Source organism: Glaciimonas sp. OK215 (assembly GCF_057787885.1).
On sequence record NZ_CM173544.1, the window covers coordinates 3,776,522 to 3,789,318 of the forward strand.

At 59.6% G+C, this 12,797-nt stretch carries 12 protein-coding genes; 3 read left to right on the forward strand and 9 right to left on the reverse strand.

All coding sequences use genetic code 11. The features are described 5' to 3' along the window. Positions 1–15: 15 nt before the first annotated feature. The 9 genes from AC3CHX_RS17400 to AC3CHX_RS17440 form a co-directional block, all read right to left on the reverse strand. The gene (locus tag AC3CHX_RS17400) at positions 16–1,134 is read right to left on the reverse strand and encodes a Re/Si-specific NAD(P)(+) transhydrogenase subunit alpha (RefSeq protein ID WP_488629285.1); all 1,119 of its coding nucleotides are present in this window, start codon (positions 1,132–1,134) and stop codon (positions 16–18) included. 121 nt (positions 1,135–1,255) lie between these two features. Beyond that, positions 1,256–2,506, reverse strand: a complete 1,251-nt coding sequence (locus AC3CHX_RS17405) for a diaminopropionate ammonia-lyase (RefSeq protein WP_488629286.1) — start codon at positions 2,504–2,506, stop codon at positions 1,256–1,258. Between the two features lie 16 nt (positions 2,507–2,522). Then, complete coding sequence (gene can / locus AC3CHX_RS17410; protein ID WP_488629287.1) at positions 2,523–3,206, reverse strand: carbonate dehydratase; 684 nt, start codon at positions 3,204–3,206, stop codon at positions 2,523–2,525. 125 nt (positions 3,207–3,331) lie between these two features. After that, the gene (gene cofH / locus AC3CHX_RS17415; protein WP_488629288.1) at positions 3,332–5,764 is read right to left on the reverse strand and encodes a 5-amino-6-(D-ribitylamino)uracil--L-tyrosine 4-hydroxyphenyl transferase CofH; all 2,433 of its coding nucleotides are present in this window, start codon (positions 5,762–5,764) and stop codon (positions 3,332–3,334) included. Positions 5,765–5,772: 8 nt separating this feature from the next. Beyond that, a complete protein-coding gene (gene cofC / locus AC3CHX_RS17420; protein WP_488629289.1) occupies positions 5,773–6,498 on the reverse strand; it encodes a 2-phospho-L-lactate guanylyltransferase in 726 nt (241 codons plus the stop codon). Further along, positions 6,495–7,514: a 2-phospho-L-lactate transferase gene (gene cofD, locus AC3CHX_RS17425; RefSeq protein ID WP_488629290.1), complete on the reverse strand. Its 1,020-nt coding sequence runs from the start codon at positions 7,512–7,514 to the stop codon at positions 6,495–6,497. Before cofD ends, cofC begins: the two co-directional genes overlap by 4 nt. 16 nt (positions 7,515–7,530) lie before the next feature. Further along, complete coding sequence (gene cofE, locus AC3CHX_RS17430; protein ID WP_488629291.1) at positions 7,531–8,301, reverse strand: coenzyme F420-0:L-glutamate ligase; 771 nt, start codon at positions 8,299–8,301, stop codon at positions 7,531–7,533. An 8-nt stretch (positions 8,302–8,309) separates the two neighbouring features. Continuing rightward, positions 8,310–8,984 (reverse strand): NADPH-dependent F420 reductase, encoded by a 675-nt coding sequence (gene npdG, locus AC3CHX_RS17435; protein WP_488629292.1) that lies wholly within the window; start codon positions 8,982–8,984, stop codon positions 8,310–8,312. Positions 8,985–9,038: 54 nt separating this feature from the next. Further along, positions 9,039–9,815 carry a LamB/YcsF family protein gene (locus AC3CHX_RS17440; RefSeq protein ID WP_488629293.1) on the reverse strand — a complete coding sequence of 259 codons (777 nt, stop codon included), beginning with the start codon at positions 9,813–9,815 and terminating at the stop codon, positions 9,039–9,041. Positions 9,816–10,038: 223 nt separating this feature from the next. On the opposite strand from AC3CHX_RS17440, the gene pxpB reads away from it, so the two are divergent. The 3 genes from pxpB to AC3CHX_RS17455 all read left to right on the forward strand — a co-directional run bounded on the left by pxpB (position 10,039) and on the right by AC3CHX_RS17455 (position 12,687). Further along, positions 10,039–10,761 (forward strand): 5-oxoprolinase subunit PxpB, encoded by a 723-nt coding sequence (gene pxpB, locus AC3CHX_RS17445; RefSeq protein WP_488629294.1) that lies wholly within the window; start codon positions 10,039–10,041, stop codon positions 10,759–10,761. Beyond that, positions 10,758–11,792: a 5-oxoprolinase subunit C family protein gene (locus AC3CHX_RS17450; RefSeq protein WP_488629295.1), complete on the forward strand. Its 1,035-nt coding sequence runs from the start codon at positions 10,758–10,760 to the stop codon at positions 11,790–11,792. The genes pxpB and AC3CHX_RS17450 overlap by 4 nt, the downstream gene beginning before the upstream one ends. A 109-nt stretch (positions 11,793–11,901) precedes the next feature. Beyond that, the gene (locus tag AC3CHX_RS17455; RefSeq protein WP_488629296.1) at positions 11,902–12,687 is read left to right on the forward strand and encodes a GntR family transcriptional regulator; all 786 of its coding nucleotides are present in this window, start codon (positions 11,902–11,904) and stop codon (positions 12,685–12,687) included. Positions 12,688–12,797 lie beyond the last annotated feature (110 nt).

The following is a 12,797-nucleotide window of genomic DNA, read 5'->3' on the forward strand; positions in this document are numbered from 1 at the left end:
TTCCTTTGTCCTTGTTTATTGTTTTCGCAATACTTCGCCGCCGTGGCACAGCAAGGTGGCGGCAACGATATCGTCCTCGAGATTCATCACCAGGCCGCCTTCGGGATTGACGATCAGCTTCAAAAAATCGAGCACGTTGCGCGCATACAGCGCCGACGCGTCGGCCGCCAGCAGCGCTGCCAGATTGCCTTCGCCGATAATGTGCACGCCATGCTTGACGACAGTCTTGCCCGCTTCCGACAACGGGCAATTGCCGCCCTGGTCGACCGCCATGTCGAGGATCACCGAACCCGGCTTCATGGCCTTGACCGTTTCTTCGCTGATCAGCACCGGCGCCCTGCGGCCCGGAATCAGCGCGGTGGTGATGATGATGTCGGCTTGTTTGGCGCGCTCATGCACCAGTTCAGCCTGACGCCGCATCCAGTCGGCCGGCATCTGGCGCGCGTAGCCGCCGACGCCTTGGGCGATTTCACGTTCTTCATCGGTAATGAACGGCACATCGAGAAATTTCGCGCCCAGCGATTCGATCTGTTCCTTGACCGCCGGCCGCACGTCGGACGCTTCGATCACCGCACCCAGTCGCTTGGCCGTGGCGATCGCCTGCAGACCGGCCACGCCCGCGCCCATGATCAGCATCCGTGCCGCCTTGACGGTCCCGGCGGCGGTCATCAGCATCGGCATGAAGCGCTGGTAGGTGTTGGCCGCCATCAGCACCGCCTTGTAACCGGCGATATTCGCTTGCGACGACAGCACGTCCATCGATTGCGCACGCGAGGTGCGCGGTGCGGCTTCGAGGGCAAACGCGGTCAGCCCGTGACTTGCCATCAGCGCAATATTCTCGGCATCGAAAGGGTTCAGCATGCCGATCACGACCGCGCCGCTGTTGAGCAGCGCATATTCTTCCGTACCCGGTGCGCGCACTTTCAGGATCGTCTGCGCGGCAAAGGCTTCGGCGGCGGAACCGATCGTGGCGCCCGCAGCGGCGTAAGCCTCGTCGGGAATGCTCGACAAGATGCCGGCGCCAGCCTGCACCACTACCTGATGCTTTGCCGCCACCAGTTTTTTGACCGTCTCCGGAGTCGCCGCGACTCGTGTCTCGCCTATCAATGTCTCCAGCGGAATGCCGATGTGCATAGTTGGAATCTTTATAAAAGTAAAGTTATCGTAAGCGCGAAAAACCGGTCGAACAACATGGGCAATGCGCCTCACAGCGCATGCTCCGCCCGCAATGTCTATCGCCTCGTTGCTGGAGTCATCAAATTTCAGCAGGTGCCTGGACGTTGGCGTGATTACGCCAACTTACCTGGGAAGCCAGAACAGTGTCGGCCGACTGCCCGACAAGTTGCTCGTAGACCGAGGGAGCGGTAGCGCCTTCGGTGCTAATCAGCAACACCTTAGACTCGGGCCCAAGACCGGTTCTTTGTCGAAGTTCGAATGACCGCGCCAAGTGAACCAGACCGGCGAGGCCTGCTGCGCCCGACTCGCCGCTTACAATCGGAATATCCTCGGCGCTGCCCGCGGCAAGCAAGCGCATCGCTTTTACGGCAGCGTCGTCCGTGATCGTCTCGAAAAAATCCACCGCAGGTTGCAAAAATCGCCATGCAAGCGGCGAGGTTTCGCCGCAGGCGAGACCGGCCATCACCGAGTCGACTGAACCGGTTGCATTTGCCGCACGGCCTTGAATCGCGCTTTGATACAGGCAATCCGCTTGTTGCGGCTCGACGACGATGAACGTCGGGCGCCTTTCCCCATAAAGCTCGCTGAAATAGCTGACGATGCCTGCGGCCAGGCCGCCGACCCCACCCTGCAAAAAAACGTGCGTATAAGGGCAAGGGGCATCCGGCGAAGCGCCTTCCTGAGCCAGCAATTCCGCCGCAATCGTCCCATATCCTTGCATCACATCGCGGGGTATCTCTTCGTAACCGTCGTATGAAGTGTCCGATACGACGTACCACGCGTTTTGCTCGGCGAGTCGTGCCGCTTCTTGAACGGATTCGTCGTAGTTGCCTGCGATCCGGACGATTTTCGCCCCGAACGCAGCAATCGCCGCTTCACGCTCTTCGCTGACGTTGCGGTGTAAAACGATCACACAGCGGCAGCCGACACTTTTCGCCGCAGCGGCAAGCGCTCGGCCATGATTGCCGTCGGTGGCGCTGATGACAGTAAAATCGCGCAACCGGTCTGCATGGCGACCCAGAAAAAGGTCCTTGGCTGTGAACGAATCCTCAGGCCATTTTCGAAGAATCAGACGAATCAATGCGATTGGGGCTCCTAACGCTTTGAAACTGCCAAGCAGGGCCCGCTTTGATTCGTCCTTAACGCTGATCCGCGCAACGTTAAGGCCTTGCGCCAAGCGCGGCAGATGCCACAGCGGTGTTGCTTCCCGGCTTAATTCAGGCCAGCAAGACAGCCAGTGACGGCTTTCTTCCGCTTTCGCAACACTCATTACCTGCCGCAAATCGTCACTATAGGGAGCGCGGCGCGCGTATTTATTCTCAACTAACATACATTCTCCTCAGAAATTAATAAGACTCACCATCTGTAATTGCAGGCACCACAACTTCCGGCAACACGTCAATGCCCGAGGCAAGTCCATGTTGCAGCGTTTCCGGGTCGGACATCGAGACATTCAGGTCGTGCAACAATCCATCCTGCAAGCCATACACCCAACCATGCAGGGTCAGCGCCTGCCCCCGTCGCCATGCGTCTTGAACGACTGTCGTCTGACTGGCGTAGGCGACCTGCTCGATCACGTTGAGCTCGCACAAACGGTCGAGCTTGAGCGCCTCACTCTCGCAACCAGCGAGGAGTCGCTTATGCTTTTCGCGGATGTCGCGCATTTGCCCGAGCCAGTTGTCGCTCAAACCCAGCCGCTCGCCTGACAGCGATGCCCGCACGCCGCCGCAACCGTAATGTCCGCAGACGATGATGTGTTTGACCTTCAGGACGTCGACTGCGAATTGCATAACCGAAAGGCAGTTCAGGTCAGAATGCTTGACCATGTTAGCCAGGTTGCGGTGTACAAAAATCTCTCCCGGCGGAAGACCGATGATGGTGTTGGCCGGAACCCTGCTGTCCGAGCATCCAATCCAGAAGTATTCGGGCGCCTGCTGCCGGGATAGTCTTTCGAAAAACTGCGGATCGTGGGTGCTGACGCCCTCCGCCCACTGTCGATTATTCTGGAATAAGTGCTCCAACTGACCCATCGTTGCCTCTCATTAATCCTTGTTAGCCGATACCGCAGCCTTAGCCATCCAACCCGAAATGCTCCGTTGCCGCTCTAAGCCTGAATATCCGGCGCGACGCGTCCCCAGTCATCGTTTGCCACGGCTTAGGCGGCGCAGGTGTGACCGGTTTCTTTCTTCTTGAACTCGATTCGTACCGGTTCCACCGGCGTCGTCACGGCGCGCGCCTTGTCTTTCGCGCTGTCAGTGGGCGTGCCATACAAAGTGGTCCGTTGGCGCGGGATGCGACCGATCGATTCGAGCAATGCTTCCATCGCCATTGCTGTCATCTCCTGACCGTGTGAAGCACCGGCTGAGCGCGAAATGGTCTCGTTCATCAGAGTGCCGCCCATATCGTTGACGCCAGCTTGCAGACACGCTTTCACGCCTTCCGCGCCTAACTTGACCCAGGAGGCCTGAATATTCGGAATGACCGGGTGCAAGGCAAGACGCCCCACCGCGTGCATCAGTACCGTTTCGCGGAAGGACGGCCCCCGGCGTGCCTTGCCTTTGCGATAGATCGGCGATTCCATGTGTACGAAGGGGAGCGGTACGAATTCCGTGATACCGCCGGTTTCCACCTGCAGCGCACGCAGTCGCAATAGATGGCGCGCCCAGTGCTCGAATTTTTCCATATGGCCGAACATGATCGTCGACGTGCTGCGCAGGCCCAGACCGTGTGCGGTGCGCATGACTTCCAGCCATTCTTCCGTCGTCACCTTGTCGTGGCAAATGACACGGCGCACTTCATCATCGAGAATTTCGGCGGCGGTTCCCGGCAGTGTGCCAAGGCCCGCTGCCTTCAGTTGTGCGAGATAGTCTTGCAGCGGAATTCCCAATGTTCGAGCACCTTGCCACACCTCGAGCGGCGAAAATGCGTGCACGTGCATGTCGGGCGCTTCCGCCTTGACGGCACGGCAGATATCAAGATAGGTCGCACCGGTGTATGACGGATGGATGCCGCCCTGCATGCAGACTTCGGTTGCGCCGCGATCCCATGCTTCGCGCACACGGCGCTGAATTTCTTCCAGCGGCAGGTCGTAGGGTTTACCGCGCAGATCTTCGGTGGTCTTCCCTTTGGCAAATGCACAAAACTGGCAACGGTAGGCGCAGATATTCGTGTAGTTGATATTGCGATTGACGACGAAGCTCACCACGTCGCCGTTCATCTCTTTTCTCAGCGCATCAGCTGCTGCACATACCGCGGTGAATTCCTTGCCGCGGGCGCGGAACAACCGCACGATCTCGGTTTCCGTGAGTGTTGCGCCAGCCCGGGCGCGTGCCAGAATCTGTTCGACTTCACCATGCACCTTGGTGGTCGGTTTTTCTCCGATCAGGCTGATATCTGCCAGAGGCGGATCTTCCTGTGCGCCGGGCGACCAGCTATCGGTACGGGGAAAACCATCGCTGTCGACCCGATGCAGGAGCGCGGTGCGGAATGCCGGATCGACCCAGCGCTCCAACTCACGCGCGTAGGCCGGATAAATGGCGAGGCGCTCGGTCAATTCTTTGCCAGCTGCCTTGGTTGCGCGTGCCAGTGCGTCGAGATGCGGCCACGGGGCTTCCGGGTTGACGTGATCGGGGGTCACGGGCGACACGCCGCCCCAGTCATTGATGCCCGCATCGACCAGCGGACGCAGCGCGCCGGGACTCAGATTCGGCGGCGCTTGAATGTTCATCGACGGTTCAAAGATGAGCCGGGCTGCGGCTATCGTCCAGAGATGCTCTTCCAGCGACGGAGCAGGAGCGTTGACCATCAGCGTTCCCGCCTTGGGCCTGAAATTCTGGATGATGATCTCCTGAATGTGCCCGAACCGGTCCTGCAAATCACGCAATGCCAGCAGTGCATCAATGCGCTCCTCGCGTGTCTCGCCGATGCCGATCAGGATACCTGTCGTAAACGGTACACCGGCTTCGCCCGCCAGGCGGATAGTTTCGAGCCGGGCTGCGGGATTCTTGTCCGGTGAACCAAAGTGCGGGCCACCTCGCTCGCACAGGCGCTCGGAAGAACTCTCCAGCATGATCCCCTGCGAGATGGAGACCTGTCGCAGCGCTGCGAGGTCCGCTGCATCCAGCAGGCCGGGGTTGAGGTGCGGCAGCAGGCCGGTCTCGTTGAACACCGCGCGTGCTGCCTCGGCCAGATAGGACAGCGTTGAGTCATGCCCCAGGCGCAATAGCTCTTCCCGCGCCACGTGGTACCGGTCCTCCGGCTTGTCGCCCAGCGTGAAGAGCGCTTCCTTGCAACCTGCGGCGGCGCCGGCCCGGGCGATCGCCAGCACCTTCTCGATCGACAGGTAAGCTGGCTCTCCCTTGCGCGGCGGGTGGGCGAAGGTGCAGTAGTGGCAAACGTCGCGGCACAATTGCGTCAAGGGGATAAAGACTTTGCGCGAGTACGAGATAACGAGGCCATGGGCTGCATCCCGGCGCAAGGCCGCGGCCCGCGTCAGAACTTTAAGATCGATGACTGGCAGCGTATGGGCCTGAATGCGCGAAAGCCGGTCGTATTGTGTAAAGATTGGCGTAGTCATAAGCGTAGTCATAAGAGGTGTCATCCCTTTTGGTAGAGCGCGACGGGTTCGGCGCGGGTGAAGTCGGTGCGTTCAAGCTGGCGATGGCGCAGTCGTTGTGCGATACCGCTATCGGTCAGGTAGGCATAGCTTCGCGTCGGTGACGGATGCTGGAGGAATGCGAACAGATCGTCCGGCCGGTCAATGTCGCGGCCGAAACGCGGTAACGTCAGTACCTTGGGCAAGAGCCCAAGCGACAAGGCCGCATCGCGATGGCGACGGAAGCTGTTTTCGCCAAAGCAGAATGGCATGGCGGCCGGCGGCGAGCACGCCAGCGCGTTGGTGCCGCCATCGTTGCTGGCGGCCACCAGTGTGATCGACGGCGAGACCTGGTGGGCCAGCGCGATCAACTCGATATCGGCGGCTGTGATGAGTGGCAGGTCGGCGGGGACCACCAGCATGCCGGCGCGCCTTGCGCCGGCCAGATGCTGCGCCGCGTGCTGAACGGCCGGAACGAGCCCTGCATTGGCGCTATCGTCGAGCACTCCCACGCCGGCAGCGTGCGCGATCGCTATGGCATCGGCATCGCTGGTCACGACGATGGTGCCTGCGAGATGTCGGCAGTGTGCCAAAACCCGCAGCACATCCTCGAACATCGCCCGCGCCAGACCCGCTCGCTCCTGTGCAGAAAGAAGCGGCATCAGGCGCTGCTTCGCGCATGCGAACGATTTGACCGGGACTACGGCCCAGAGCAGCGCGCGTTTCATCGGTGGCTCCCCGTCAATCGAGTGCTAACCACGGCCCGCTCGGTCAGCACCTGCGCGAAATCCAGTACCGCCCAGGCCAGCCGTAGTTTGTCCTCTGCGGTCTGCATCAAAGTCCGCGTAATCTGCACGGGCATGGCAAGTTCGTTTGCCTCTGCCGCGTCGCTATGATCAATGACCAGTCCATCGATCAGACTGCGATAATGCTCGGCAACCGCGCCTGAGGTGACGCTGATCCCAAGCTCAGTCATGATTTTTGCCGTCGGTCCCTTGACCGCTTGTCCGCCTACGATCGGTGACACAACAATGACAGGTGCTGCTGCACGCTGCAATGCTGCACGGATGCCGGGCACCGCGAGAATCGGATCAATGCTGAGGTAAGGATTGGACGGACAAATGACGATTGCCGTCAGATCGGGATGCGCAAGCGCGTCCAGCAACGCCGGATTTGCCGCGGCATCGTCAGCGCCGGAAAACGTGATTTTCGACACCGCCGGCTTGCAGGCATGCTTGACGAAATACTGCTGGAACGGCAAAGCGCCGTCCGCCGTATGCACGATGGTGTGTACCGGCTCTTCTGTCATTGGCAAAATCCGCGCTTTCACACCGGTTCGATGAGCGATATCGCTCATTACGGCGGTCAGCGTTTCGCCGGCCAGAAGGCGGCGTGTGCGTTCCACATGCAGTGCCAGATCGCGATCGCCTAGAGAGAACCAGGTTTCACCGCCGAGTTCCTGCATTGCGGCCATGAAATTCCAGGTTTCACCGGCGCGTCCCCAGCCGCGCGTTTGATCGTTCAAACCGGCAAGGGTGTACAGGACGGTGTCCAGGTCGGGCGAAATACGCAAGCCGAGATACTCGAAGTCATCCCCGGTATTGACAACCACTGTCAATTGCCCGCAGCGCAACAGTGTGTCGAGACCCAATGCAAGCTTGGCCCCCCCCACGCCGCCGCACAGTGCCACTACCCGCCCGGATCGCTCGTTTGGCGGGGACCGTTCTTCTTTGTACGATGTCATGAATGCCTCTTTTCCGTCATCGGAACATGTCTTGCTGTTTCGGCCTCAACAGGGCCGCCGCATTGCGCTCAGGTGCGTTCCACTGTAGTCCGCGAACATGAATGACGGGCTTGCCTGCATCGGTCTGCCCCATGATCAGAGAGGCCGCTGCGGCGATTTCATCAGCGACCGCAACCTCGGTCACACGCATCGCCCGTCCGTACAAATCGGGGGCGCCGATGAGGTTCAGCAATGACGGTAGCCCTGCGGCGCCAAGTGCTACACCGACGACGCCGTTGCGCCACGGACGACCGAAACTGTCGTTGATAACGATCGCCAGATCAACGCCGAAAGCGCGGTCCAGCCGCGCCTTCAGTTTGGCGCAGCTTGCGTCAGGGTTTTCCGGCAACAACAGGGCGCGCTCGCGTCCGCCGGGGTGATCGATATTCGATTGATCGATGCCGGCATTGGCCATCACGAAGCCAAGCCTATGCTCCACCACCAGTACGCCACCGCGATGACGCAGCACCTCACGGCTTTCCGCAAGAATGAGCTCGATCAGGCGCGGATCCTTGTTCACCTCTGCAGCGAGATGAACGGCGCGAGGAGATGGCACCACCTCGCACAGATCCACATAGCGGCCTTCCGCTTTCGAGACGATTTTCTGGGCGATGACGATTACATCCTGATCACGCGGCACAATCGATGCGCGACTCAGCTTGTCGATGAGTATGTCGGCGAGATCGTCGCCGGGCTGAACCATCGGAATACCCGCAACTGCGGTCAACGTGACGACTGTGCTCTCCATGATGACCTCTACGCTGCAGCGTTGGCGGTGATGCCAGTAATCTGGATGCCCGCACAATCGACCTTGTAGCGTCGGTTGATGCCGATCAGAATTGAGGTCAGCGCTTCGGAAGCGGCCGCATTCGCAATCGGCCCAGCGTCGATGCCGCGCATGCCGATTGCGTCGGTGATTGCAATCACCGCGTCACGCGCCTCTTTGTCGTTGCCGCACACCAGCACGTCGCATTCGATCGCGCCGCCATTCTGCAACTTTGCCGCACCGACATTGTGGAATGCGGATACCACGCGGGCGACGTCACCCAGGCGTTCCTGTGCGATCTGCGCTGCCGAGCCCTGCGGCGGCAACTGCACCTGCGAAACTTTCGGCGGCACCAGCGGCACCACCGCATCGACGACGATCTTGCCGCTGACAACACTCTTGATGTCATCGAGCGTTGCATCGTGGTGTGAAAACGGCACGGCAATAATCACGATATCGGCTGCGGCCGCAGCGGTGACATTATCTGCGCCACGCACCGCCGGTGTGCCGTTGCCGGCCTTGATCTGAAGTGCCGCTTCCTTGGCCTTGTCGCTTGAGCGCGAACCCAGCACGACCGGAAAACCTGCGGCGGCCCAACGAATGGCTAAGCCGGAACCGAGGGCGCCTGTGCCACCGATGATTGCCAGAGTAGGGCGAGTTTGCATTGTGTACTCCTGTAGTTGCTAAGTGTGAAAGCTATATAGGTGAGCGCGAGGACTTCAGCCCAGTGCCATTTCCGTGAGCGGCACGATCTTGACGCCGGCTGCTTCCAGTCCCTCGCGCACTGCGCGCGAAAGTGCCAGCGCCGTGGGCTCGTCGCCGTGCACGCACAACGTATCGACTCGCCGCGGGATGCGCTTGCCGTTTCGCGAAATGATTTCGCCCTCAAGCACCATCTGCACCACCTGTTTGGTGGCAATGGCAGGATCCTTGATGACCGATCCAGGAATTTTGCGGGAGGTCAGATTTCCGTCGTCTTCATACAGACGGTCGCAGAAACCTTCGCGGGCAAGTTTCAGTCCTAACTTGAGCGCGGCCGTTTCCATTTCAGAGCCGGACAACGCGACATAGATCAGGTCGCGATCGACAGCTTTAATGGCGCGGCCGATGGCCATGGCGTAGTCGGCGTTCTCTGCTGCCATATTGTTGAGTGCACCATGCGGCTTCACATGCGTCACCTTCTCGCCCGCGTATGCGGCCATCGCCTGGAGCGCGCCGATCTGATAAGCGATCAGGCTTTCAAGCTCGTCCGCACGCATGTCGATACGACGGCGTCCGAAGCCCCATAGATCGTTGAAACCCGGATGGGCGCCGATGCTCACGCCCTCCTCCCTGGCGCGCTGCACCACGCGGCGCATGGTGAGCGGATCACCGGCGTGGAAACCGCAGGCGATATTCGCCGAACGGATGATTTTCAGGATTCCGTCGTCATCGCCGATGTCGTATGCACCGAAACCTTCACCCATGTCTGCATTGAGATTGACCGATAGTGTCATTGCCTGTCCTTTATCCTCTAGGTAAAAAATCCATATGGGAATTCGTCCTGACGCGACCGGCAATACCATTGTTGCGTGTTGCCATGCACCGGTAGCGATGGTTTCTCTTGATATCTTCCCGCTTGCGAATTAGTATATGTTACTAAAGATGGAAAGACAATACGATTTTTGAGGTATTCATACCAATTGCTGCATATGCGGCGAGTTACCAGGAGAAGGCAGAATGGATGTAAGGTTTCTTTCCGCGGGTGACACCGCGCTGGCGGTCGAATTCGGAGACGTGATTGATCGCGCTTTGAGCGACCGCGTCCTGCGCCTGGCCGCCAAGGTTCGTGCGGCGCAATTGCCGGGCGTTTCGGAAGCAGTGCCGACGTATCGCTCCTTGATGGTTCACTACGACCCGTTGGCGACGGATAGTGCCAGCCTGATCCAACGACTGAAACAGTTGATCGACGACGCCAGTGTAGTCACCAGAGCGGCGAAACTATGGCGAATTCCCGCCTGTTACGAGGCTTGTCATGCGCCGGATCTCGCGGAAGTGGGCGAGCGCACCGGCCTCGGCAGCGACGAAGTCATTCGATTGCATAGCGGCACGCGCTTTCATGTATATATGATCGGCTTCGTGCCGGGCTATCCCTACATGGGGGATCTTCCCGACACACTCGTGCTCCCCCGCCGGCCGGATCCGCGGACGCGCGTTCCGGCCGGCTCGATTGCAATCGCCTCCGCCATGACTGCGATCTACCCGCTCGAAAGCCCGGGCGGATGGCACCTGATCGGCACCACACCGATCCGGCTGTTCAATGAGCGCTGGCCTCGTCCGGTCTTGTTGAGTCCCGGTGACGCGGTCTGCTTCGAGCCGATCACTACTGCTGAATTCGCGGCAATCCGCTCGGCAAGCGATGCCGATGCCTACCAAGTTCCTTACGAAATGATAGAGATATGAAGCCTGCACTCAAAGTAATCAATCCCGGCCTGCATACCACCGTGCAGGATCTTGGACGTATCGGTTTTCAAGATGTCGGCGTACCGGTTTCCGGTCCTCTCGACCGCATCAGTCTGCGTCTTGCCAACGTTCTGGTTGGCAATTCTGCGGGCACTCCGGCGCTTGAAATGCTCCATCAGGGACCTGCACTGGAGGTGCAGGCGGAATCCGTGCGGGTCGCACTGGTCGGCTGCAACGCCGTGATTGAAATAGGCGCCATCGGCGCGCGCCCGATTTCGGCCGGACGTAGCGTCAGGCTGACCCGAGGTGAGGTGTTTTGCGTAACCAGGCTCGGTGATTCGGGCTGCGCCTATCTCGCGATCGAAGGCGGGGTTGACGCGGCGCCCAGCCTCGGTAGCGCGTCGACTTACGTGCGCGGCGCCCTCGGCGGATATAGCGGACACGCGCTGCGGCAGGCAGACCTGATCCCGTTAAAGCATGCGGCCGTGGATGTGCGCAGCGAACATGCCTTAGCGCGCCCCTTTGACCTGGCCCTCGATCAGCCGATTCGGGTGGTGCTCGGACCGCAGGCCGATTTTTTCACTGACGCAGCGATTGACACGTTCCTGTCCGCCGAGTACGCGGTATCCGCGCAGTCGGATCGAATGGGCTTCCGTCTGGAAGGCCCCAGGCTCGATCACGCCAAGGGGTACAACATCGTGTCCGACGGCATCGTGACGGGATCGATCCAGGTACCGGGCTCCGGCCTGCCGATTGTACTGATGGCCGATGCGCAGACAAGCGGCGGATATCCCAAAATTGCGACCGTCGTTTCCGCCGACATCCCCATACTCGGACGCCGCAAGCCGGGGCAAAAGATCCGCTTCACGGCGATTGGCGTGGGTGAGGCGGAAGCACTGCGCAGGACTCAGGAGGCGGATTTTTTACGGTGCGTTGAAACGCTCCGCGTACTGAGCGCCTCCGCCGGCATCGACCTTGCGGCACTGTATTCGGAGAATCTGGTCAGCGGGGTTGCGAATGCTCTTGGCTGACGGCCCGCTAATATTTTCTTATTGACAGCGTCATGATGGCTATTCCCGGAACCCATCGCAGACATCTGACTGTATAATTCCATCATTAGAATGATAGGAGTATAAAACCATGCAAAAACTGAACAGCGCGGATCGACGCGGCCAAATCCCAGCGTACATTCAAGTCGCGTCCGCGTTGCGGCGCCGGATCGAAACCGGCGAATGGCTACCCGGCAGGAAAATTTCGACTCTGGAAGAACTCGAACAAGAATTTAACTTTGCGCGCGTCACCGTTCGGCAGGCAGTCGGACTGCTTGAGAAGGAAGGCCTTGTCACGCGTCAGCAGGGGCGCGGCACTTTCGTCAACGAACACGTCAACGACAAGCGCTGGCTCAGACTTGAAACCACCTGGGAATCAGTGATTACGTCGATCAAGGAAAACGTTCCCAAGTTCATCAAAGTAGCCACCCCTCCCCTTTTCCCAAAGATACATGAAGACGAAGGGTCGATGGCGTCCGAATACGTCTTCCTGCGTAGCGTGCAGCTCAAGGACGGCGTGCCGTATGCCGTCGTCAATCTTCATCTCGCGCGGGAGGTCTTCGACCAGAACCGGGACGCCTTCCTGAAACATACTGCATTATCGGTATTGGCCACACTCGAGAGCGTCGACATCAAGGAAGCGCATCAAACTCTCGTGATCGGCACCGCCGATCGCGAAACCGCGGATCTGCTCCAGGTACCCTTGAGTGTTCCGACCGCGGAGTGCCGTTGCGTTGTCACCGATCAGGACGACGTGGCGATTTATGTTGCCGAGATCACCTACCGCAGCGACTGCATGAAGCTGCACATGAACTTGCTGGACAGAGTGAAGCCGACGCCGAAAGCGCTTCCGAAAACCCGGAAAAAGCCAGCCTGATCATCACCCGGATTTTCCTGAGTGCGCCGGCCAATAATTACTATCATTCTATAAATGGTATGTTAGAATGATGCCTCTGCTGTAGCATAGAAGTCGGCGGCGTGTTCCAC